Here is a 24087-nt window from a genome sequence, read left to right as displayed (position 1 = left end):
CGCGCGCATGCGCAGCACGCAACCCGAAGCGACATCCATGCAGCCACAGCCGGCCGCCACGTTTTCCCCGGCGGCCGGCAGCGCCAGCGGGGCGGCCACCAACGCGGTGGGCTCGAACTTCGAGCGCCCCGCGTTGGCGCCACTGCTGCTGTCCACCAAGAGCACTGTCTGGGGCGACGCGGCGCCTGACGCGCTGGAACCCTTTGCCAACACGGCGCAGGACCGCGCGCTTCGCAGCAGCACGCTGCAGCGCCACGGTCACCGCTGCATGTTCTGCGGCCTCGAATCGCTGGCTAACGAGGTCCACAACCGCAACGACAACCACCGCGACCTGAGCGAAGAGAACCTGATGGTTGCGGACCCGATCTGCCATCGCTGGTTTCACCTCGGCCAGCTACGCAAGGGCGAAGGCCTGGTCGTCTATCTGCCCGGGCTCAGCGGCCGTGACGCCAGTCACCTGCTGCGCACGATCCTCATCGCGTTGACCTGCGACGACGAAGCCGCGAGTAAGGATGCCAAGCGGCTACTCAACTGGATGGCGTCACACCATGAGTACGTCCGGCAGCGCTGGGGAAGCAGTGAACCCAGCGCATTCGCCGCGGCCGTTGCGCGCACCGTGCATGACGATCCGGCCCGCCGCGCCATCGCGTTCGATGGCTTGGCGCTGGTCATCCATCCGCAGACCGTTGAAAAGGCAACGCAGCAGATGCGTGCCGAACTCACCGCGCATTGGCCCGTGAACGCCTGGCCCAGGGTCGCTCACGACGTGCTGAACGCGCCGACTTGAACAAAAGGTGCCTCCATGCCTGGAATCCTCGATAAGGGCGTCTCCGCCGTCGAGTCGCTGCTTGCCCACGTAGGCCGCTACCTCATCGGCCGCGACATGGCTTCCTACTGCGAGCTGTGCACGGCACTGCCGTTGAGCGAAGACGATATGCGGCACATGCCGGGCATGGACGACCCCTACGTTCTGGTCATGGACTCCAACTCCCTGGCCACCGTGTACGACCTGCAGGGCTGCTTCCAGATCACTTCCGCCCAGGACTTCGAGACCATCGTCGACAACCTGCGCGTGAAGATGAACGGCTACCTGTCCCGGCCAGGACACTCGCTGTCCCTCGGCTTTGAGCGGGATCCCGAAAGGGCGCACGACGAGCTCATGCGCCTAGCCGAGCCGATGATCAAGACGGCTCGCCGCATCGGGCTGCGCAGCGAGGACATCATCCTCAACCGCGTGCGCCGCAACGCCCCGCTGGTGGCCTACGAGCAGAACCTGCTGGTGCTCTACACGCACATGAACGTCATGAGCGACGACGAGGCCAAACGCGAGCTCAAGGATCGCGTGGAAAGAGCGACCCAGCACCGCCTGCCCTATCTGGACTTCGGCCAGAACCCGGCCGCGGTGCTGATGGCCATGAAGCTGCGCCACGATGCCATGGTGTCGCGCGTAAAGCAGGACTTTGAGACCTGCGGCCTGGCTGGAGCGCCGGGAATCATGCTCAAGCCCATGGGGGCGCACGAGGCCATCAAGCGGCTGCGCATCATGCTCAACCGCGAACGCACGTCGCAGAAATACCGCCCGGTGCTGCCCGGGGACCGCTTCATCCCGCATGGGCGCGAGGATGCCCGCGACTTCTCCGATCTTTCCGCGCCGCTTATCGGCTATCAGCTCGCCACCGCCTCGGTGGACATTGAGGGCGAGCTCATCCGAAGCCAGGATCTGTGGCACGCCAACCTCTCGCTGGAGTTGGGGCCGCAGGAGCCGCAGCGGTTTGCCGAGCTGATGCGCAACGTCGATCCGCGCATGCCGTGGCGCATGCGCCTGGACTTGTGCCCGGGCGGGCTCAACGAGACACGCGGACGCCAGATGATGCTGGCCTTCGCCGGCATGTTCCCCGCAAACAAGAGCATCAAGCAGTCGTTCATCGACCTGCGCGAGCGCAGCCGGCACGACGCCATCCTCTCCATGAAAGTCACGGCGTCGACGTGGGGCCACAGCGAGCACGAAGCCAAGCAGCGCGCCGCCTCGCTGGAACAGGCTCTCCAAGCCTGGGGCACGTGTCAGGTCACCGACGTGCACGGCGACCCGATGGCGGCCTGGGCCTCAACCATCCCGGGCTTCACCACGCGCAACGTAGCCAATCGCTGGTTGCCGCCGCTGGACGACGCCCTGACGGTGCTGCCGCTGCAGCGCCCGGCCACGCCCTGGGCTGAAACCGGCAACGTCCTCACGCGAACCCCGGACGGCAAGATCTACCCGCTCCAGCCCGCCAGTGCCCAGCAAGACACCTGGATCGAGCTCGGCTCGGCGCCGCCAGGCTCGGGCAAGACGACGCTGCTCAACACCATCAACCTAGCGCTGCTGCACAACCCGGGCAGCGCACGGCTTCCGCTGATGACCATGATCGAGGTCAAACCCGGCTCCGCGGGCCTCATCCAGCTCATCCAGGATTCGCTCCCGCCGCACCGCCAGCACGAGGCCGTCTATCTGCGCCTGCGAAACACCGAGGAGTTCGCGGTGAACATCTGGGACACGCAGCTTGGCGCTCGCCGGCCGACGTCGCGGGAGGCGGATTTCCAGACCGACTTCATGAACGCGCTGTGCATGGATGCCAAGCTGGGCGCCGCGCCCAGCGACTGCGCGCGCGTCAACGCCATGCTCATCGACATCGTGTACGCGGAGCTGGCCGGCATCAAAGCCAACCAGTACGAGCCCTCCGTCGACCGTGAGGTAGACGCGGCCCTGGACGCCCACGGCATTCGCGACAGCCACGACGAGGACTGGTGGCTGCATGCCACCTGGTACGAGGTCACGGACCTGCTGTTCGCCAAGGGCCTGTACCGGGAAGCGGCTGTGGCCCAACGGCATGCATCTCCCGTGCTGTCGGACTTTATCGCGGCTTTGCATCACAGCAGCATCACCGGCGTGCATGGCTCCGCCATGTACAGCGACAAGGAGACTTTGCTGGAGTACATGGCCCGCTGTTTCCATGCGGCCTCCACGTCCTACCGGCTCTTCAGCGGCCGCACGCGTTTCGAACTCAGCAGCGAGACCCGTGTCGTGGGCATGGATCTCAACGAAGTTGTCGGCGGGCAGTCGGTCGAAGGCAAGGCGCGCACCAGCATCATGTACATGTTTGCCCGCCACCTTGCGGCCCGGAACTACTTCCTGCGCGAGGAACTGCTGCTGCCTCACGTGCCGCCCCTCTATAAGGAATACCACCGCGCGCGCGTGGCCGACATTCGCGACGAGAAGAAGCACATCAGCTACGACGAGTTCCACAACACCGGCGGGCTCCAGTCCTTCACGGCGACGGTTATCAAGGACGGCCGGGAAGGGCGCGAGTGGGGCATCCGCATTGCGGCGTTCTCGCAGTTTCTGCATGACTACCCGGACGACCTGCTCGACGCGGCCACCTGTGTCTACGTCATGCGCGGCGGCAGCTCCGACGACGAAAAGGTGCTGCGCCAGAAATTCGCCGTGAGCGACGAAGCCATCCGGCGGCTGCAGCGCGAGGCCGTGGGCCCGAACGCGGAGGAGGGCGGCAACTTCCTCGCGCTGTTCAAGACCAAGAGCGGCCTGGTCGTGCAAATGCTCACCAACACCGTGGGGGCCGTCGAAGCGTGGGCCTTCTCGACCACGTCCGACGATGTCTCGCTGCGCACGCGGCTGTACGAGGCGCTGGGAACCTATGCGGCGCGCAAGCTCCTGGCTCATCACTTTCCGCTGGGCACTGCCAGGGCAACGCTCGAGCACATGCGCGCAAACGCTCCCGAAGGCGCGCAGAAGTCCGTGGTGGCAGAGCTGGCCAACAAGCTCCTGGAGGAGCACGCGCGGCAGCTGCAAACCCAGAAAGGACCCATGCAGTGAACCTTCCACGCCTTCCAAAACGTCGGGCCGTGGCGCTGGCCGTCTGCCTGGTCGCCTCGCAGCCCTCCATGGCAGCCGTCGCTGTCTTTGATGCAGCCGTGCTCGCCGCGGTCAATGCGGTGAACGTGTCCGTCCAGGCCCTCAACACGAGCGTTTCGTCGCTGCTCTACCAGATCGGTACGGCCATCAACCAGCAGACCTCCAAGGTCTCAAGCACGGTCGAAGCCGCAGCCCGAGCCCAGCGCGAATTCGATACGGCACAAGAACGCAACCGCCGCTACGAAGACGCGCGTCAGCGCTACTCCGTGCCGTCCAGTATCTGCAGCGAATCGACCTCGGGTGGAGCGGCAGAGGTCGCAGCTGCTGCCGCTGCTGCAAAGGGGGCGATTCGTCCACGAGGTGGAGTACCCATCGCCGATAGCGCAATTGCACAAGCAGTCAACAGTCCACAAGTGCCACAAGAGGTCGACGCTGCCCGTGCGTCGAAGGTGCACGCGCAGTTCTGCGACGCCGACGATCACGCCGCGTACGGAGGCAGCAAAGCATGCCCTGCTATTTCAACCACCATGCCTGGCGCCGACAAGCGGGTGGACTCTTTGTATGCAGGCGCAGGCCCCAACGGCAAAACCATTGAGCGAACATTTTCGCAACCGCAGATTGATGCAGCGTTGATGTATATACAAAACGCATACCGGCGGTCTGTGGGCCCCCAACTGCGGAAGGGGGAGGCCGAAACGACTGCTGGCGCTCAATATGTCGGTTTGGTAACGCAATTCAACGCCGTGCTGTCAGCTGCAACGGATCCGGCAGAGCAACAAATCTCTGACAGCACCCCGAATCCTGCGACGCAGCAATTGCTCAAGGAGGCTTTCGAATCGCCTTCAGCAAAAGCCTACTTCGACCAAGTTGCCTCACCTCGTGCCCGCTCAACGAACGTGATGTCAGCACGTGAATTTGAATTTTTTGAGGTCGGGCGTCGCTATGCCAATACCGCTTATCAAGCAGACCTGCAATCCATGGCAGGAGATAACCTCGCCAGAGAACTCATTCGCGTCAACACCTTGAACGCTTGGCTACTTGCTGAAATTAAAACCGAACTCCGTCGCGGCAACATTATCACGGGTCAACTTCTAGCTAGTTCTGTTCGTCAGGAGTATGAGCCTATCTTGACACAGAAGTACCGCGCAGTATCTGGACGCGTTGGTGGAGGACAATGATGACGGAGGAACAACGGCCAAGCCGCGCCAGGTCAATTGGCCGCGGTATTTTGCGCGTGATGCTTCCGTTCCACGCCATGCGGCAAACTGTGCACCTGGCTAAACAGGAAGCACAACGGACAAAAGACAATGTAGTTATATTGCGGGACCTGGCGACACAAGCACGACGCTCACTTACAGATTCCCAAATCAACTCGGCCAACGACACGCATACTGCCGAGCCGGCCGAAGAATCCTTCGACGAAGCTATTGCCCGGCGCGGGCCTGGGGCGCTGCCTATTCCGATACTCCGGCGCGCTTTTTTACGCAAGAAGCGCACAGCGCTAGTAATGGCACTAATCTTTTTGCTTACAGCGCTGACGCAGATCGCCTGGGGAGTAGCAACATTTTCGGCTGGCGCGGTCTTTTTTGGCCTCTTATCTTTGGCAGGCAGCCAACCCTTATGTTTTGTGCTTGCATTAAGCGCACACTTCCGAATCTGGCAAATAGATAACCGCCGGTTATCCAGGGCGGAAAAAGGCGGATTTGACGACTTTCGGCAGGAAGTGCCACGCTGGTGGCTCACGGTGCTCAACCCTGAACTAGGGCACGCCCACAGGGGGGAAACATGATCCATAAGGCCATACAAGCTCGCGCCGCATTGCTGTTGCTCACGGCAAGTTTCTCAATACCGGCGCATTCTCAGACCACGCTTGGAGAAATTGCCGGCGCAGCACAGCGTTCTGGCGACAAATCACGCCAAGCATTGGTTTCAGTATTCGGAAATGTCGTTAATGACCCATTAAGCATTGCAGGCGGCACCGATACGGTTTTGGCAGGAATCTTTATGGTGACCAACGCAACACTGTTGGTTATCGGCGGATTTATTGTGTGCTATCAATTTTTAAGAAAAATAACCCAGACGGCCCATGACGGCACGGCGTTTGACCAACAGAAGCACATTTTATGGGGCCCAATCCGAATTCTTTGGGGGCTTGCATCTGTAGTGCCCTCGCCTAATGGGTGGTCACTAGCCCAACTGCTGATGCTGTGGGGCGCATCCATCATGGGAGTTGGCACTGCTAATCTTGCTGTCGATCAAGCTGTGTCCGCTTTCAATTCGGGAGACAGCATGGTGATGCAACCAGTGATGCCCAGTACGTTATCCACGGCACAAGGGCTATTTGAGGCTAATTTGTGCATGCACGGCTTGAACATGGGAGTTGCAACAGCAAGCCAAAGCGGCGCCCTCATCCCGGATGGCGAATTCGTAAACTTGAAGCCCACCGCAAACGGCTTCGTACTGCGAAATGCCAGCTTTGTATGCGGCGGTGTAGATTTACCCAGTTCATTTGATTCAACACCAGCATCCAATAGTTGGTTCAGCTCCAGCATCCCAATGGAAGCGTTGCGGACAGCGCATACGCAAGCTTTACGGGAAATGCAAGGCATTTTGGATTCCCAAGCTTTGGCGTTCGTCAAATCAGTTGTGGACCGGCAAGCCAATCCAAATGCTTCTCTAATAAACGCGGAAAGCGCGATACAAGCAGCTGCGCAAGCTTATGAGAAGCATGTCAATACCGTGGCGGCGACAAAACAAGGAGATATTAAAAGCTTAGCCTCCAAGCTAGGCACCACGATCGCAGAATCCGGTTGGTGGACGCTTGGAGCTTGGTACCAAACTTTTGCTCAGGCCAACACTAAATTATCTGACGCAGTTGCAGCAAAAGCCGCCGTCTATGGCACCTCAACCGCTGGTGACCCTGCCATTCTGGCAATTTATAACGCAGCCTACACAGCGTACATTTCTCAGCAAAGCACAACAAATTTCACTCCACCAATTGGGACAAGCAGTACCGCAGACTATTCAAAGACTGCGACAGGAAATGAAGCAAGCAAAATTATTGGCGGGATTTTCCAAGCACCAGGACAAAGGTTTGTGAATTGGGCCGTAAATATTAATGCCGGTGGCGAAGGCCTTGGACAAGTCAATCCGCTAATAAAAATGAAAAATTTGGGCGATTACACCTTGGGCATAGCAGACACTGCCCTGGCTACTTACGCCATTGCAAAAGGCGCCTCCAAGCTAAAAGATCATTTTAGTTTGGTAGGTATTGCAGCCAGAGTGGCTGATTTCGCCACAGGTATAGGAAGCCTTTTTCAATCAGCACTCGATGCATTGAGCCCAATCATAATTATTCTAGTCATTTCCTTGTTTTTACTTGGTGGAGCCCTCTCAATCTACTTGCCATTCGTGCCTTTTATCGTATGGTTTGGCGCCGCGATTAACTGGCTCATTGTTGTCGGTGAGGCAGTTATAGCAGCCCCGCTGTGGGCAGTAACCCATTTACGAGGTGATGGAGGAGATGGACTGGGCAATCATAGCACTCATGGCTGGGTTTTCCTTCTAAATGTAATGGTAAGACCGTTACTCATGGTTTGCGGATTCTTCTTGGGAGGAGCATTTTTGATCGCCGGCGGAACCCTCTTGAATCAACTGTTTGGAGTCGGCGTAGCAAATGCCCAGTTTGACTCAATTACAGGCTTGGTGAGTGTGATTTTCCTGCTGGCTATTTATGTATCTATGGCCACAAATCTCGTACATAGCTGCTTCAATTTAATTTTTATCGTTCCTGATCAAGTTATCAATTGGATTGGTGGGCACGCCTCTTCTGCACTGGGCCGCGATGACAACGACCGCATGCGTCACGCGGTTGCTGCTATCTCCGGCAAGGTCGAGGAAGCCGTCAACCGACGTCTTTCACCTCGCCTAGATGGCTCAAAGGGAAAGCCTCGTTCAGGGGATGGTTTTAGCTCCCGATGAACTGGGAACAGCAACTGTCCGGTGCTAGGCTGGACGCGACTCCGTCCAGCCGGCACCGCACGAAACGTGCAAGCAAGGGGGCAAACGTGATTATTTTACTTTGGGCTATTTTCAGGCCGTTTTATCTATTTGGTCTGCCTTTCGTCGTTATTTTGCTTTGGTTTACTATCGCAAATGGCATATCGCAGGATATTGAATTTGCCCTGCCTGTAATTCTATTTACGCTTATGTACTTCGCTGTGGGATATGCGTGCTTCATATCCTTTCCCAACAGGTTGAGATCGAAGCTCACAGCCCGAATCCAAGCGAACAAAAGCCGCACCTTCAATCCTCTCGTGGAAGCAACAGGGTATCTATCAAACCGTGCCGTGGTGCTGGACCCAAAGAATAGAAAGATGTTATACGTTGACATGCTTGCCAAAACTGAAGAAATACTAGATTACGACGACATTCAGGGATGGCAAATGCTGTCCCGCGGAGATAGCACCTCTTTAACTTTTGCAACAGATTCGCCGACCAACCCGACGATTGGCATAAAAATATCCACAAGCCAGCTTAATATTTTCGGAGCTTGGCTACAAGGCTTGAAATAGACAGCTTTCAAGGAACTTATAAATATGAAACATTACCTGTTCTATTTTAGCGCTATAGCTGTGGCACTTATAGGCTGTGGTGACCAAAATAAAAGCGAGACTGCACAGAACTCGGCTTCACAGCCATCTCTCGGCGTTGATCGCCCGCCGACCAAGGAGTCAATCCACAGCGACGCGACGAAGCCATATCTGAAAGACATCAATAAGGCTGCAGTGAAGCTGACTCCCAATGATCTAGCTCACCCAATAAGCAAGTATTCCCGACTTGACAGCGATCCGCTGGCGCTAGCGTATCTTGTCGCAGCTCAAAATGCTCCCGCATTCTCAGAAGAGGAAAAACTAGCACGACTTTCGTCAAGTTGGGCATCTACAACAGATGCATTTCAAAAGCGAGAAATTGCAAAGTCTGAATTACCTCGGATCGAAAAAATCCTGTCAGAATACCGAGATAATCATCACTACGCCATTTCTTTATCTGCAAGCTCAACTAACGAAGTGTCTATAGCGAAGATTAGCTTAAGCCCATACGACTTCTCAACCAAAAGTTTTCCGATTGGAATTAATGGACAAGACTGCTGGGGATGGGCTTTCAGAACTATTCAAAAGGTTGGCTTGAATCTTACTGGTGGAATCGTACCTTGCAGGATAACAGTAGAAGATGAATCGGTTGCAAAGTCTATTGAAGCGGCACGCTCATCTAACTCAATTGTAGAGGAGGGAACCATCTTTTTCTTTGTGCCATCAGTTCAAGGCAATGTAGCTCAAGGAGTTGTGACTGCGGCCAGAATCCAGCTGATTAACTCACAGACCAATTCGTCATTAGGCGTTTTTGAGCTAAAACCTCAGCAGTAAGCGAAACAACCAGGATGACCTGATGAACCGACGCATTCAAGCAATTGGGCTGTTGGTTGGTGGCTTGGCTGTCGGCTCGGCCTTGGCTGATGGCCGATCAGCCGTACACAACTTATTCTCAAACCTTGCGCGTTCAAATGCGAACCTTGGTGTCACTGAGACGTCAGCTGTTGCGAGTCCGACATTGGTGCGCGGCATTTATCGGATGACGAACCAACAAGGGGTTTTCGTTGGTTATATAAACGAAAGTGGCACGCTGTTCGGGGACTATAGAGGCTTGAATGTAGTACCGAACAACGGTGCTCGCCTTCGAGCGCTTACCGCCACCGAAAGTGCTGAGGTCCGTGCAGAAGTGCTAGCGGCTATTGAGTACGAGAAACTTCCTAAGCTTACTTACGGAGATGGCGGTAACAGACGTCTGCTGATCTTCAGTGCAGTCGATTGCCCCTCATGCAAAGTCTTCGAAGACGGCATGCGCAAGTACGGCGCCAACTTAAATTCGACGTTCTACGTGGTTCCGGCATCCCTACAGCCAATAGCCCAGGGCGGAGGAAAAGCTTGGCAGACCGTATCGCGGATCTGGTGTGCTTCTGATGCCGGGGCGGCTTGGAAGTCGTTCTGGTCGACTCGAAGTGTGCCGCAAGCCCGTCAATGCCAGTTTACTGAGCCCAGCGTTGCAGAGTCGGCTGATCAGCAGCTCAAGGAAATACTGAGGTCTGTGGGGATTCAGGTAAATGGCACTCCGCAGATTGTTCTGGAGGACGGATCGTTCATCGCAGACGTGCCAAACCTGTCGCCGGCGTACGTCGCCGCGACATTTGGGTCGTTTGGTGCTCGGCAGCAAGTAACCGGCTCGGTTCGTTGGTTATCAATGAGTGCGGAAGACCAACGTGCAGGCAGTTCGGGCGGTGGATTTGATTTGAAAAAAGCAATTTTTGGCCGTTGAGTGCCAACGCACGAAGCCATGTCACATCAGCGATGTGGCTTCCCTACCGCCGCTTCAACGATGCTTGGCCGCGAAGGCTGGGTGACGCGATACCCAGGGGGCGCAGGTCATTGTTTTTGACATGCTTCAACGGTGCCTGACTGAGAGGACCGGGTGGTGCATGACGCGGAAGGCCTGCAGGCCACAGGCAAGCCAGCTCCAACGATGCCCGGCCGCAATGGCCGGTTGACGCGTCGCGGCGGGAGGGTGGTGTGCGTGACATTGCCGCTTTAACGATGCCCGGCCATGAGGACCGGGTGACGCGCGCTGTGGCTGCTAACCGAACGCATGCGCGCCCTGCTTCAACGGTGCCCGGCCCCGAAAGCCAGGTGACGCCGGCTGGTACTACCCGGCGGACATGGTGCAAGACTGGCTTCAACGATGCCCGGCCGCAACGGCCGGGTGACGCCCGCTGGACCTGCAGCGCTGGCCGGCGTCGATGCTGCATCAACAATGCCCGACCGCAACGGCCGGGTGACGCTACTGCGTGGGATCGTCCCAAAGCCCCTCCAGCGGACTTCAACGATGCCTGACCGCAACGGCCGGGTGACGCAAGTGGCGCAAGCCGTGAACGAGACGCTGAAGGAGCTTCAACGATGACCGACCGCAACGGCCGGGTAACGCCCTGCGCGCCCAGCACGTGGATGTACACGAGAAGATCCTTGGCGCCGCACGAACCTGCCGGGTAGGGCAGAGGCGAGGTGCCGCCTGGCTTGGCCGAACGGCAACTCCTTGTTCAGCCGGCATTATCTGCTCGCGCGAACCTCTCGACTGCGAGAGCGTCACTGCAGGTTCGCGCGGCCGGCTGGAAGACGTCATATTCGCCTGCGCTGGTGACCGCCGAGGACCAAACGCCCTCCACCCCGGGCAACTGCTCCAGAGAGCCCACGGGCCGCTGCCGCAGCAGCCGGACCTCGGCCAGCGACAGCGGTTCATGCCACTGCGGCCAGACGTAGGCACGGCTTCCGGCAAATCCAGTGGTGCCGGCTCTGCGCGGGCCCGTCGCCACGACGGGATGCAGTGGCAGTGATTCGATGGCCAACCACACCAGCATCGGTTGCCCCGGTGGGGCTCTGTCGGTCGGCGCCATGGGCTGGTGGGCGTGCGTCATCAACGTCGCGGGATCCCAGCCCAGGCTGTGCCAGTCTTCGTAGGGACCGCCGGACAGGGCCCGCTCAATGCGCAGTGCCAGCCCAACGCGTGGCCGCTCGCGCGTCGGCGACAGTTCCACGCCCAGTTGCCGGATCTTGTGCAGCAGTTGCTGCCTACCAGATGTGAAGTCGAAGCGCGAGCGGGCCACGAACCCCTTGTCGTTGACGACGGCATCCGTTGCGAAGCCGGCCAGGAAGCCCAGCGCCCGCTCGTTGCCGCATAGGGCCGCTGCTGCTGCCCGGAAATCCTGCGGCGTGATGGTGCGGATGTGTTGCGCCGGGCTGCGCCGGCCGTCCTCGCTGGTGGCCTCGAAATTGAACTCCGGCGCCTCAGCCCGGCCGCGCATGTGCTCGGCCAGGAGCTCGCGCAGGACCGAAGCCTCCACCCCATGCAGCACGGCATGGGTAGGGGTCCATGCCAGCCGCACCGGCCGCCCGTGGTCCTGAGCGCACACGCGCAACAGGCCCAGTGCCGCCATGAAGCCGATGGGAGAGGCGATCGGTACCCCGGTCAGGGCCACTTCGGGATCAGCATTGTTCATCACGCTCTCCTATAGGGGACACGGCCGCCTCTTCCATCGAGGCCCGTGCATCGGCGGCGCGCAGCAGCCACTCCAGTTGCGCAAGGCGCCAGGGGCCGTGCTGCGCCAGCATGCCGGCCCACGCTGCTGGCCAGTGAGCCGGCAGCCCGGCGTAGCACATGCCCGCCGCCGTGGGTTCAGCGCAGCCAGGCAGCCAGGGCCGGCCGAGGCCGTGGTGCGTGGCCACGAGGTGGCGGGTAAGGGGATCGGCCAGGGACTTGAAATCCAAGCTGGCGAACTCGTGCCGGAAGCCCCGCGGCACGCCGGCCAGGCGCCACGCCGCGAGCTGCTCGGTGCGGCTGCGCAGCGCCGACTTGGCCAGCACCCGGCCGCCCTGCGCGGCCAGCACGCTGCCGTGCAGCAGCACCTGCATGCGCGGCTCGGCCTTGCCGGCGTCGTGCACCGCGGCGGCCTCCACGACCTGGGCCTGGCACATGTCGCCCGCAGAGAGCCGCCGCGCCCAGCGCCGCACGTCGTCGTGGTGCTTGTCGAGCGCCACGGCGCGGCCGATCTCGATCTGGCCCTCGATCTCCTCGACGCCGGCGCCACGCAGCACATAGCCGCCCGGGTGCGGCTCAAGCCGCACGTCCTTTAACCGGGCCAGCAACGGCGAGTCGCCTGCGGCAACAGCGTCCAGCAGCGCCTGCTGCGCGGCATGGATCTCCTCGCACAGGTCGTCCTCGGCCGCGGCGGCGCGGGCCTCTAAGCTGCACAAGGCCTGCACCAAGGCGTGGAGCCAATCGGCATCGTCGCCGAAGGCTGCCCAGCGGCCGGCCACCAGGCGGGCTGCGGGGCGGCGCGGCCGGCCGGGTTCAAGCAGGCAGTTGTCGGCGATGTCCGCCACCGGCGTGCTACTTTCCGGTGCCCAGCCCCATTCGTCGCATCCGCCATAGGCGGCCGGCAGCACCAGCGTGTCACCGGGACGGACCTGACGCGCCGTAACTACGCGGCAGTCGTCGGCGCCCCGCCAGCGCAGCACGGGACGGTCGGCTAGGTCTCCCACCTGGCCCTCGTCCGCCACGGATTCCAAGTCGCTCCACTGGTCGCCAGGAGCTGCGCCGGTGAGCCAGCGCCGCACCGCGGCCGCCGGCATCGGCAATCCCTCGCGCTGCATCGGCGGCAGCAGCGCCACGGCCCGCGGCCAGTCCTCAGGCGCACCGGGCAGCAGGTCGTCACGCCAGACGAGCGTCACCTCGGCCGCCTTGTCGCTCGGCCCGTGCAGCCACGCCCTCACGTCCAGCTCCGGCGCGAAAGCGCCGGTCTGCGCCAGCATCTCCAGGTGGACCGGCAGTAGCGTCGCGGCGCAGGAGGCCGCCTCGACCGGCGCCGGGTGGGCGCCCAGCACCTCTTCCAGGGCGCCCACGCCGAAATCGACCATGCCTGCCGCCTCCTCCTCTCGCGCCTGCAGCCAAGCCCAGGCGTCGTCCGAGGCGGTGCCGTACACCGGGTCCTTTTCCCGGTACAGCACCACGCCGCGGGACTCGCCACGCTCGCCCAGCCGGTCGAGCCGGCCGAAGCGCTGGCGCAGCGCCGACAGCGGCGCGCATTCCGATACCAGCGCGTCAAGGTCCAGATCGGCGCCGACCTCGATGGTCTGGGTCGCCACCACCACCATCGGCGGATGGTCGGGCCGGCGCTGCCGGCCGGCCTGGATCTGCGGCAGCAGCGCCTGAAGCTGTCGATCCCGCTCTAGTGAACGCACCCGACCTGTGAGCAGCACGCAGGGCACGCTGGCCCGGTGCAGCCGCTCGAAGCAGCGCCGCGCCGTGGCTACCCGGTTCACCACCACGCCCACCTTCGCCACGCCGGGGTGGCTGCGAAGCGCTTCGGTCTCTTCACACAGCGCTTTGATGAAGTCTTCCCCGCCGCTGCCCTTGACAGCGCGTAGCCGCACCAGCTTGCGCGCCGCGAGCCGCCACCGCACGGTCTCGACCGCCAAGTCGTCCGCCTCGAGCCCGACAGCGGCGTCCTGGCGGTGACCGGGCAGGGTGGCAGACATGGGGGTCACGGTGATGTCCGCGCCTTGCGCCCTGAGGACCTGCAGCGTCTGCAGCAACGGCATCGACAGGTGGGCCTCGTCCACCACGATCAGCGTGTCGCTGGCCAGGAAGGCCGCGTGCAGCGGCCAGCGCCGCGGGCTCACGCCATAGCCGCGGAACAGCAACCTCGACCCGAGCTGGTCCACCGTGCTGAGCACGACCGACAGCCGCTCGGGATAGAGCACCCAGTCGTCGTCTCCGAAGACGCCGCCGCGCAGCCGCACCACCTGCATCTCGCCGACGCGCTGGGACAGCTCGCGCAGCGCGGGGTAGGTGGCCTGCTGGAGCGCGCGCTGTATCCGCTCGACACGCTGGTGCACCGCATCCACCACGATGCGGCGGTCCACGACGAAGACGATGCGCCGCCAACCACCCTGTGCCGCTGCCCATACCGCGGCATCGACCAGCGCCGACTTGCCCAATCCGGTAGGTACCGTCACGTCGAAAGCCTCGCGCCGAGCCAGCCGCGCCGCAGCGCGTACCTGCCACGGAAACGGCTGCTGGCCATGGACGGTCGTAAAGAACTCCTGGAACGTCAGGTCGCTCATGTACGCAGCTCCTGCGGCGTCGGGCGGAAGAGGCCGATGCCGAAATTGCGCCACCGGCCCGCGATCACCGGACCCTCGATGGGTCGGTCGAAGCAAACCTGGGCATGCCAGCGCTGCATCCGAGTCGGGATGTCCAGGGCGCGCGGTGCGCCCTCGAAGTCGCTGGTGCGGCTGAGGTGAACGGCCTGCGGCACCGGGAAGCCTGCGATGGCCAGCGACTCCACCAGCGCATCGACAAGGCGATCAACTTCAGGGCGCTTGGGCGGCCGGTCCAGAAGGACTGGCGTGACGGTGGACCAATGCGTGGACGCTTCACGCCACGTGTCCTCGCGCAGTACCAGCGGCGTCCCGGACAAGCCGACCGGCGTCACTTGCGCAACCTGGTCGTCCGGCAGATGCAGCTGGCGCAGCCGGGACAGCGCCATCAGCGTGAGGGCACGGTCGTTGGGCTCCATCTCCACGGGCAGCGCCACACCGATACCGCGGACCTTGCCCCTGGCATGGGCGTGTCCCACGTCGGCCAGGGGCAGCCAGGCCACGTGGCGTACCAAGCCGTCGTGGCCATGCAGTGCCGCCGGCACATGCTCGCCCAACAGCGACATGGCGGCGCGGCGGGCTGCGCGGGCCAGCGTGTGGGCGGTATCAGCCCCCCATGAACAGCCGTCCAGGCGGAGACCGATCCATTCGTAGTCGCTGCGCCGATGGTCCGCACCGGCAGGAGCGCTGGCACGCGCGTAGGGTTGCAGCACCTCAAACACCGGCTGCGGGCGTCGCAAGGCGCCGTGGCCCTGCGTTGCCAGCCGGTCCAACTCTTCCAGGCGTCCGCTCTTCGTCACCCGCAAGAACTCGCGGCCATGCGCCGCGGGTACCAGGTCCGGCGCGGGCGCCGTGTCATCGGCGACAAACCGGGCCGTGACCAGCGAGTGCGAGGTGCCCAAATGCGTCATGCGCGCCGCCAGGCCGTCGAGCAGCGCCAGCTCCTGCGCCGACAGCACCAGGGGCCATTGCAGCCGGACCTCCGGCTCTGCCAGCAGCGAGGCACCGGGGAACTGCCGCACTCGGCGGTTGGGTGCCAGGGCACTGCCGGCCTTCCTCGACGCGATGCGCGTCTGCACATCGTTGACCGGCACGTAGATGTCGGGCGCCTCGCGCAGGTCGGCCTGCGGAAAGCACAGCGCGGGCGGCGGGGACGCTTCGAGCTTGCGCAGCACGGCGCGCTGCTCGCTGCTGGGATTGCAGCCGCCGGCGTAGGCGGCGGCCACGAGCGCGGAGAACACCCGCGAGGGATGCGGCGGCCACTCGGGGCGCCGAGGGTCGGCATGGTCGGCGGCGCAGTAGCGCCCGCCGGGAAATCCAATCTGGAGCTGCAGCATGGCTGCACCCTCATTCCTCGTCGGCACCATCGCTCTGCGCGACAGCCGCGCGGCTACGTCGCACGAGCTCGACCAGCCGCTCGTCGGCAGCCAGCTTCAGCGGCACCTCGCGCAGCGCCAGTCCGCACTCCGCGGCGTGCCGCCAGGCTGCATCGAGCAGGGCGAGCGCGGTGTCGGCCTGCAGCGAGACCTCCTGCCGCTCCTGCAGCGTGCGGCCGATGAGCTCCAGGCGCCCGGCATCGCGCGGCAGCAGCTCGCAGCGCGAGCGCAGCAGGTAGCCAGTCTCGTTCTGGGCCACGAGGCCGTAGAGCGTCCACGCGGCCAGCAGTGCGCGGGCGGCCTGGTCGCGCCGCGGGTCGAGCCGCCCTGCAGCGTCCGGAAAGTGAAGGTGCCGCAGGCCTGAGCACGACAGCACGCTGGTCTGCACCGCGCCGCTGATCACGGCTGCGCGCGGCACGGCCGTCGCTGGCACGCTGCCGAAGCCCATCTCGCTGGGCTTCTTGCCCTTCTCCTTGGACTTGGTGGCTGCGGTGCGGATCGTGAAGCGCTGCACCGGGTTGTCGGTGGGCATCAGCTCCGCCACCTGGCTGCGAATGTCCATCGGGTCAAACTTCGTGGCCGAGATGTCGGCCGGCACGGCATCGAGGCCTAGGATTTCGGACGTGAGCAGGCGCGGAATCTTGGCCGACAGCGGGCCGCCGCCGCCGTTGCTGTCCCAGGCGCCCAGCGTCAAGCAGATCGGCGCATGCTCCAGCAGCGCGCAGGCCTTGTCCGGGCGCGCGGCCAGCAACGCGCGGCCGATCGGCGTCTCGAAGAACGGCTGCTTGTCGAGCGTGACGGCGCGCATCACGGCGTCGTAGATGCGGTGCGAGAGCTGCAGCACCGAGTACGCCGGTTCGCCCTCCAGCCCAGGAAAGGTAATCTCGATGTCGGGGTAGCGAATGTGCTGGGCCCGCACGGCAGCCAGCAACGCAAGCTCGATGCGATTGGACTGGCTCTGCGGCGAGTCCAGCACCACAGCGTCGCGCTGCTGGCCGTCGACGTATGCCCGGCGGTAGGGGATGTGGGGCGGCTCGCTCTTCTTGGGAGCCGCATAGGTTGGCGGGCACACAAGGCCGTCCGGGCTGGCAGGCGTGAGATCTACCTGTAGGCGGATCACGGAGCGGGTTGCAACACAGTCAAGCAAATGCTCAAGTTCCATGCGACCTCCTGGAAGGATCTCAAGGTCCGGGGTGCTGCTGCCTGCAAAGAAAATTCAGGCCCTGCACATCTTGCGGATCGACAGGCTCGCCAGGTGAGCCTGTGCCGCAAAGACGCAGTGCGCCAGCATGGCGTGATGGCACTCAATGTCACCGAGAGAACACACGGCTACGTGGCTGCCGTACCAGCGGCGGGCTGCATCCTGCACCGGCCGGCGATGGACGCCCTGTGGCGGTTGCTGATAAGGCGAGCGCGGTACCACGTGGGCGTCAGTAGCCGTCGCGGCCGGGCTGCTATAGCGCCTGAAGACCTTGCGCGTGCGTGGTCCATGGCCATGCGGATCGCGGCGTAGCAGCTCGACCGGTTGTTGGCAGGAGCCGACCCGGCATGGACGGGTTAGAAACCTCTGCGGCACTGAGGCCGCGCGCCAGGCGCACCAATTAGGCGCCCGCGGCTACTGGAATCGGCTGCGACGCAGGCAGCCCTTGCGCGTAGTACCTGCAACGGTGCCTGAACGCCTCGCCCGTGGCCGTGCTCGGCTGCTGGCTATGGCTGACGCTGGCGCAAGCGTCGGCGATGAACCGCGCGTCCACCGTCGGCATGGCCATAGCTTGCAGCCGCACCAACGCCTAGTTTCACCGTCGGAACTGCGTCGGTCCGTCGTTAGACAGCATTTGAATCACGGACACTACCGCGTATGGTTTCTCGGTTTTTGCGATAGAAATCTTTTCCCTCTATGACGCGATGCATTCTTGTGGTGAGAGATTGCCACCCTTCCCAATAGGCCTGCTTTTCGAACATCTCGGGATCCCAAATGTCTTCCCACCATGTGCTACGAAAATGGGAGTTGGGGCCATCCAATACATTAAGGGGATGACGCTTCCCTGAAAGCAAAGCAGAAAATACATCATCGTCGACCAGGTATCCAGTAACCTGAAATTCCGCACCTGATTTTGTGTGCTTCTTATAAAGGGCTTCGAAAAGAAGGAGCAAAGCTGCGAGACTGGATTCTCCGCCTGCTCCGATCACTTCGCTAACATGGTAAGGCGTACTGAAAACCTGAATTGACCATTCAGAATACTGTTTGTAATATGCAAATTCTCCAGCTTCGCTTTTGCTTCGAATAAGTCCTACGGTTTTTACAGGTCTTGAATCAGGCGACTCAAGCAACCAAGACATGCCATCAGACGGATTCTCTGGAATCCTTTGATATATTGGCTTATAGGGAGTACCCTCACCATGGGCAAGCCAGCTGAAATCACACATCAACAGGCTTGCAACTGCTTTAATTTCTTCAAAGGAGGGTTCCTCAAGACCAGCGCACCAGCGTTCGACTTCACTCGCGTGACTACGTCCCATTGCTTCAGCAATCCTGGAAGGAGATGCATTACGCCCTGGACGATGATTTATCTCGTCGATAATATAACGCAAGCGCTGGGACACCTGCATGCATCGACTATTATGAGATTCTGCACCAACCCACTCTTTTACCCAGTTACGGATAGCCATTCTGGCTTCCGCTTCGACTGACCTGTCGTGTGACTGCGCGATTTCTACCAATGCTTTAAACACATCAGGGGGCAGATTTCTGACCAAAATCTTCCCTGTGGTCAAAGCTTCTGCATCCGGTTGCACGTTTCGATTCTTCCCGCTGCCGAACGATTCAAACATATGGCCTCCTAGAAGCCTCACTGTAGATCAGATTGCAATCATAGTGATTTCGCTTTGATCATGGAATTGCATCATGCAGTGTGAAGTGCAAGTTCGCGAAGCAGATTGGTCAAAGGGTCGGGCGGAAGTAGATGTAGGGTGCCAACCAAGTTGGCTTTTGGCGTGGCCAGGAAGCGCACGTTCTCGGTGGTGGTACGGCGTTTTTCGGTGGGCGCTTTCGAACCGATCGAGTCAGGTGTGGGGTAGCGGCAGAAGTCTCGATAGCGCTTGAACCTTTGCAGGCAGGCAGCTCGTCTTGCCTCGCTGCAAAGCTTGCAGCCTTTACGCGCAGTGCTGGGTGCGCGGATAGCGCGTACCGGATCAAATGATTGCTGGCCACTGCCTGTGGCAACCGCGCTAGATCCAGCATCGGCTGCCGACTTCGCGGATGGTGCTAGCGGCAAAAGGAGCTGTGCACCATGTCAGCGAGCTGCCTTCCGTACGCAGCGCCCGCTCGGCGAAACCCTTGCCGCGGCACCCAAACCACGCGCGGTCTACCAAAAAAAGAGGCCCGCCAACGGCGGGCCATCAAGACGACAAGGCGACACCTGGAGGGAGTTGGGCCGCCTCAGTACAAGAATAGCAGACATCGTAACCAAATATTGAAAGCACTTCACATAATTGACATTGAAGAGACTATTGATCAGCGCACCTTCACAGCTACAAGCTTTTCAGCTGTGCCTTTTTCAAGCCATGGCGGCACACATATTGACGGCCAGCGCCTGGACAACTTGCGCCGGTTTGCCTCTTGTCGACGCAACAGTCCATAAATTTCCCTGTTTATGTCCGTGAGCCCGCGGCCCTCCAGCAATTGAACGACGGGCGAAAATGCTGCTGCGTTCTTGGGGATCAGAAAAAGATTTTCCTCTGAAAGAGGGCGTGAGCCCAACCGCAGCGTAAACACCTGCCCCAGCAGCGTGGCAAGGCACTGCTTTGGCGTGAATCGCGCGTGCGCCGGCACATGAAGCAAGCAATAGCGTGAGAGCAACCAGTTCCATGCAGGCGCATTAAGCCACCGCATCGTCAACGGCGCTTTCAGCGGAACCGGCTGCTCAATCACTTCTGCGATGAAGGCTGCGGCAGCGAAACGACGTGATCCTGCTTCACTGCACAAGAACAGCCTGCCATCCCAAAACCAGAGATCTAGGCTGTCATTACCGGCAGGGTCAGTAATTCCAACGTCCCGGTGATGCAGCATTTGTTGCAGCCCGTGCTCATTCATCTCCGCACGGACAGAAGAACAATACCGTTGACCAAAAGAGGCAACGCTGTCAAAGAAGACGTCCGATGAACTGCTGTCGGCAATACCTTCGACGTCAAGAATATCGCAGGCAAACTCGTCCATACGGCTTTCGAGCACCAGCGGCCCGAAAGGATTTCTCAGCACAGTTTTTCGACCGCCAGCAATCAGACCTTCAAACTCTCTTTTATTCCATGCACACTTTGTGAACTGGTTCCAGCAAGGCCTGGATCGCCAGAAAATCCCATTTTGACAACGGTCAAAAGGCAGCTTTTCTGCATGCGTGTCGATCAATGCGGCAGCTTGAACGAGACCGCGCCAGCCATCAATACGTTCAAAGGCGGACGTGTCGGGCAGGAGCAGCAAACGACGCCAAGTCGGCCAGGATTCAACTTTTGCTATTGCCTGCGGCACGTCTTCTAGGCAGGAACGGTCAGGCCAATCTCGCACTGCGGTTTGTGTTTCACCTATGGGGAAGCATGTGCTGTTCTTTCTGGGTACCGGCATAAGCCCATCCTCGACTGGCGTCACGCATCAATTTATGGGTCTTAAATAATTCATCACTCACTGTACGTAATTACATGCCATCACGGATTTTCCATGTTGTACGTAAGGCAATGCACTCAATGAACCGGGTGGCCGTGCCTGGATGGCGTGCTTCGCAAGATGCTCTCGTGTGTTGCGTTGCAGCAAGTGTGAGCCTTGTATCTTCAGAGAGAGGCTTCGGACCGGCTCACGCAGCCCGAGCGCCCTCTGGGTTGATGTTTGAAGCCCGTGGCTGAGCACTGGGCGCGTGAGCCGGACCGTCCTCTCTTGCAGCCCGAACGGTTGTAGGAACTCGCAGTTCGCATAGACAAGGATGGGAGCGAGAGGACGTGTCCGACTCTGTTTTCGTAGGCATTGATGTCTCCAGCCAGACGCTGGAAGTCGCCAGCACCGCACAGGCCAAGACTTGGCAGGTGAGCAACGACAGCACCGGCATCGAAGCGTTGGTGACGCAGTTGGTGGCGCTGCAGCCGGGGCTGGTGGTGCTGGAGGCCACGGGCGGCTACGAGTTCGAGGCGGCGTGCGCATTGCAGGCCGCGGGGCTGGCCGTGGCGGTGGTCAACCCGCGCATGGCGCGCGACTTTGCACGTGCCATGGGCGCGCTGGCCAAGACCGACGCGCTGGACGCCAGGATGCTGGCTGCCTTTGCCCGCGTGCTGCACCAGCACCCCGAGCGCGAGCGCTTTGTGAAGCCGCTGGCCGACGCCGAGCTGCAGCGGCTGCAGGCCTTGGTGCTGCGTCGGCGTCAGCTCGTGCAGATGCTGACTTCCGAACGCCAGCGCATGCGCATCTCGCATGCCGCGGCCAAGCCCAGCATCGAGCGCGTCATTGAGTTCCTGCAACGCGAGCTTGATGACAGCAATGGCGACGTCGCCAAGCACGTGCAGCGCCATCACGCCGAACTCGCTGCAGCGCTGCAAAGCGTGCCGGGCATCGGCGCGGCCAGCGTGGCAGTGCTGTTGGCGGAGCTGCCCGAGTTGGGCAAGCTCGATCGCCGCCGCGTGGCTGCTCTCGTGGGCGTGGCACCCCTCAACCGAGACTCGGGCCAGATGCGCGGCCAGCGTGCCATCTGGGGCGGGCGCGCCGACGTGCGACGCACCCTCTACATGGCCACGCTCGTGGCCGTGCGCCACAACCCCGTCCTGCGGACCTACTACGAGCGGCTGCTGGCCGCGGGCAAGCGCAAGAAGGTCGCCTTGGTGGCGGCCATGCGCAAGCTGCTGACGATGCTCAACGCCATCGCCAAGCATGGCTCGCCGTGGAATCCGGAGATGCATCACGCTTGACAGCCAAGACGGTTGCTCTGTCCTTCTCCTTGCTACGAGCAAGAGCACTTAAGGGTTCAAATGGAAATTGCCCAACATGGCATCCGGTTTCCCCAAGACAGCTAATTATTTAAAAGCACGGCGCTGTAGTCGTGGATATGTTTACTCATTCCTAAGTTGGACTGCGGGTGGAAGTGCACTGCCGTGACTTATTGCAAACCGGGCAAGAGGGTCTGCCACCAGCCTGTGCTGGCCGCAATCACTCGTCGCTGCCAGATGCCCTCTTCCGAGTGACGATCACGACGACCATGGGCATCACCTTCTCGTCAATGATCAGCAGAGCCTTGCGCTGCGAAAACTCGTTGGAGGGCAGACCGCGTTTGCCTGGCAAAGATGCGATGGTGGACATGACCGATTGCACGGTTCGCCGGCCGCAAGGCACCAGGACACTGGCCCCGGCTTCCAAGCTGACGATGGCCTCGGTCAGGTTGCCGTGGAACGTGAGATTCAAGGTGAATCCTAAGTGCAGTGAACCAAGAGCTCAGATTATACGTAATTACGTAATTACGTAATTACGTAATTCAGAGCGACGCCGTTTTGCTTAAAGCGGGCCTATGCCCTGCAATGAACCCAGCCGCTGGCACTGGTGCCTGCTGCGCCAGCGAACTGGGCGCTCAGCCCGGCAGGGCAACGGCTCTTACGTGCGCCTATTGCCCACGCAGGGACAGCACGGTTCAGCGAGACCTGGGCTTGCTGGCGCGAGGAGCCACGCTTGGCGATGCTGAAGCTGCAGACGTCGAAGACGCCAGTTGAGGCGGTGGACTGAGCTTCACGTGGACGGTCGGATCGAACCGGCACGTCGCCTCTTTTATGGCCGACCAGTGGCGGAACGGGACGATGCCGGCATTGAGGAAGTGGTCGCTGAACTCGGTCAGCACAGGACACGCAATCAATCGCAAGTGACGGCAAGCAGGTGAATCTGCCAACACGCCGAACAGTGAAGGTTCGTTGGCCAGCGTCGCTGCGATCTGCTCATCGTCAATCTGCGCCACACGCGGGTCATTGGGTGCCAAGCCAGCACGAATCCACTCCGCCACATCACGGTTCATTGCACTGGCCATTCGCAGCATGCTGAAGAAGTCGTACTGGCTCAGCTCCGGCGTCTTCATTACCGTGGGGTTGGGCTTGTGCTCCAGTTCCACAACCAAGTCCACCACGGTGTAGTCCATGCGGTTGCGATCCGCATGTTCCCGTGCAGCAACGAACGCTTCTGGTTTGCTACGAGTGCCATAAATACCCGCAAAGGCCCCCTGAATAGGATTGGCCAGCGGCAACGAGCACTCGTGCAGCTCCAGTGATTTCAATCTGTGTTCAACGAACACGATTGTTGAAAGTTCAATTCGATGCATGCATGCGGTGGCCCTGCCTAATCAGTCTGCTCCGCTGCCGCATCCTGCTTAGACCATCCCTCCGACAATACATTGCCTGCTTGCTGTCGCTGACCTACTGAGGCCGCCACGTCAACCATCAACTTCAAGGTTTGCCGGGGAGTAAGGTTTAATCGACGCAAGGCTTCAATCCAACGAAGGACCGACCGACTCGGGCTCGGTTTATTTTTAGCTTGAAGGCTGGCTTTTTTCAGCTTCGGCGGCCGAATAAGCCGGTATGCGGTCGGCGGCGCGCGACCAATCAACGCCGCAAACGTCGTGAAATCTTGGGGCTGGTCTTCACGAAGACCCAGCCACAGGAAGAACTCCTTGATGTCAGGTGGAACCGGCCTGGGATAGGCCTTCGGGTGCTGCCGGTAGACCTCATAGAGCATGGCTACCACCGGGTCGTCCACAGGCTCCAGCTTGCGGTCGTCGCGGGTCAACTCGTCCCACTTGACCCTCTGTAGCCCGAATGCTTCCGCTGCTTCCGCCTTCGTCAACTTCCTGTCCATCATCCACTTCTCTAGGTGGATTCCGCAAATGGCAGTGTCTGCTGAGTTCTTGGCTTCTGTAGGCATCCTGCTGATCATAGCAAGGAAGGCCGTGTTTGACGGCCTGGTTGGTTGTGCTTCTCCATCGCTCGTTTTCCGCATAGTATCTATTGTACGGAGTTCGTCGGGTTC

General features: G+C 60.9%; 18 protein-coding genes. 9 read left to right on the top strand and 9 right to left on the bottom strand.

Annotation, left to right across the window (positions count from 1 at the left end):
* Window positions 1–7: 7 nt before the first annotated feature.
* From ALA01S_RS11965 to ALA01S_RS31740, 8 genes are all read left to right on the top strand, one after another.
* Entirely contained in the window at window positions 8–787 is a 780-nt protein-coding gene (locus ALA01S_RS11965) for an HNH endonuclease (protein ID WP_157118958.1), read from the top strand.
* Between the two features lie 15 nt (window positions 788–802).
* Complete coding sequence (locus tag ALA01S_RS11960) at window positions 803–3871, top strand: putative type IV secretion/conjugal transfer ATPase (RefSeq protein WP_066336501.1); 3069 nt, start codon at window positions 803–805, stop codon at window positions 3869–3871.
* Between the two features lie 68 nt (window positions 3872–3939).
* Complete coding sequence (gene traW, locus ALA01S_RS11955; RefSeq protein ID WP_157118957.1) at window positions 3940–5088, top strand: conjugal transfer protein TraW; 1149 nt, start codon at window positions 3940–3942, stop codon at window positions 5086–5088.
* A complete protein-coding gene (locus ALA01S_RS32930; RefSeq protein ID WP_066336497.1) occupies window positions 5088–5699 on the top strand; it encodes a hypothetical protein in 612 nt (203 codons plus the stop codon). Before traW ends, ALA01S_RS32930 begins: the two co-directional genes overlap by 1 nt.
* Window positions 5696–7891, top strand: a complete 2196-nt coding sequence (locus tag ALA01S_RS11945; RefSeq protein WP_066336560.1) for a DotA/TraY family protein — start codon at window positions 5696–5698, stop codon at window positions 7889–7891. The genes ALA01S_RS32930 and ALA01S_RS11945 overlap by 4 nt, the downstream gene beginning before the upstream one ends.
* Window positions 7888–8484: a hypothetical protein gene (locus ALA01S_RS32925; RefSeq protein ID WP_157118956.1), complete on the top strand. Its 597-nt coding sequence runs from the start codon at window positions 7888–7890 to the stop codon at window positions 8482–8484. Before ALA01S_RS11945 ends, ALA01S_RS32925 begins: the two co-directional genes overlap by 4 nt.
* Window positions 8485–8508: 24 nt before the next feature.
* Window positions 8509–9336 carry a hypothetical protein gene (locus tag ALA01S_RS32920; protein WP_157118955.1) on the top strand — a complete coding sequence of 276 codons (828 nt, stop codon included), beginning with the start codon at window positions 8509–8511 and terminating at the stop codon, window positions 9334–9336.
* A gap of 22 nt (window positions 9337–9358) precedes the next feature.
* Window positions 9359–10282 (top strand): thioredoxin fold domain-containing protein, encoded by a 924-nt coding sequence (locus tag ALA01S_RS31740; RefSeq protein ID WP_084267471.1) that lies wholly within the window; start codon window positions 9359–9361, stop codon window positions 10280–10282.
* A gap of 775 nt (window positions 10283–11057) precedes the next feature.
* On the opposite strand, the gene ALA01S_RS11940 is transcribed toward ALA01S_RS31740, so the two are convergent.
* From ALA01S_RS11940 to ALA01S_RS32910, 6 genes are all read right to left on the bottom strand, one after another.
* Window positions 11058–12014 (bottom strand): type I-G CRISPR-associated protein, Cas3-extension family, encoded by a 957-nt coding sequence (locus ALA01S_RS11940; protein WP_157118954.1) that lies wholly within the window; start codon window positions 12012–12014, stop codon window positions 11058–11060.
* The gene (gene cas3g / locus ALA01S_RS11935; protein WP_066336484.1) at window positions 12001–14640 is read right to left on the bottom strand and encodes a type I-G CRISPR-associated helicase/endonuclease Cas3g; all 2640 of its coding nucleotides are present in this window, start codon (window positions 14638–14640) and stop codon (window positions 12001–12003) included. The genes ALA01S_RS11940 and cas3g overlap by 14 nt, the downstream gene beginning before the upstream one ends.
* A complete protein-coding gene (gene csb2 / locus ALA01S_RS11930; protein WP_066336482.1) occupies window positions 14637–16013 on the bottom strand; it encodes a type I-G CRISPR-associated protein Csb2 in 1377 nt (458 codons plus the stop codon). Before csb2 ends, cas3g begins: the two co-directional genes overlap by 4 nt.
* Before the next feature lie 10 nt (window positions 16014–16023).
* Complete coding sequence (cas7g, locus tag ALA01S_RS11925) at window positions 16024–17214, bottom strand: type I-G CRISPR-associated RAMP protein Csb1/Cas7g (protein ID WP_084267469.1); 1191 nt, start codon at window positions 17212–17214, stop codon at window positions 16024–16026.
* A gap of 662 nt (window positions 17215–17876) precedes the next feature.
* Window positions 17877–18884 (bottom strand): FitA-like ribbon-helix-helix domain-containing protein, encoded by a 1008-nt coding sequence (locus ALA01S_RS32915; RefSeq protein WP_157118953.1) that lies wholly within the window; start codon window positions 18882–18884, stop codon window positions 17877–17879.
* A gap of 682 nt (window positions 18885–19566) precedes the next feature.
* Complete coding sequence (locus ALA01S_RS32910) at window positions 19567–20670, bottom strand: DUF6685 family protein (protein WP_157118952.1); 1104 nt, start codon at window positions 20668–20670, stop codon at window positions 19567–19569.
* Window positions 20671–21038: 368 nt separating this feature from the next.
* Between ALA01S_RS32910 and ALA01S_RS11920 the strand changes: the two genes are divergently transcribed.
* Window positions 21039–21995: an IS110 family RNA-guided transposase gene (locus tag ALA01S_RS11920; RefSeq protein ID WP_066336475.1), complete on the top strand. Its 957-nt coding sequence runs from the start codon at window positions 21039–21041 to the stop codon at window positions 21993–21995.
* Between the two features lie 238 nt (window positions 21996–22233).
* Here the strand turns inward: ALA01S_RS11920 and ALA01S_RS11915 are convergent, their stop codons facing one another.
* The 3 genes from ALA01S_RS11915 to ALA01S_RS31735 form a co-directional block, all read right to left on the bottom strand.
* Entirely contained in the window at window positions 22234–22485 is a 252-nt protein-coding gene (locus ALA01S_RS11915) for a hypothetical protein (RefSeq protein WP_066336473.1), read from the bottom strand.
* A gap of 223 nt (window positions 22486–22708) precedes the next feature.
* Window positions 22709–23383, bottom strand: coding sequence for a hypothetical protein (locus tag ALA01S_RS32905; RefSeq protein ID WP_157118951.1), 675 nt, complete (start codon window positions 23381–23383; stop codon window positions 22709–22711).
* 17 nt (window positions 23384–23400) lie between these two features.
* On the bottom strand, window positions 23401–23982 hold the full coding sequence (locus tag ALA01S_RS31735) for a hypothetical protein (protein WP_084267477.1): 582 nt from the start codon (window positions 23980–23982) through the stop codon (window positions 23401–23403).
* Between the last annotated feature and the right edge of the window lie 105 nt (window positions 23983–24087).

The organism is Azohydromonas lata NBRC 102462, from assembly GCF_001571085.1.
GTDB classification, from domain to species: Bacteria; Pseudomonadota; Gammaproteobacteria; order Burkholderiales; family Burkholderiaceae_C; genus Azohydromonas; species Azohydromonas lata.
The sequence above is the reverse complement of the archived record's forward strand: the minus strand, read 5'-3'. Positions and strand labels throughout refer to the sequence as shown.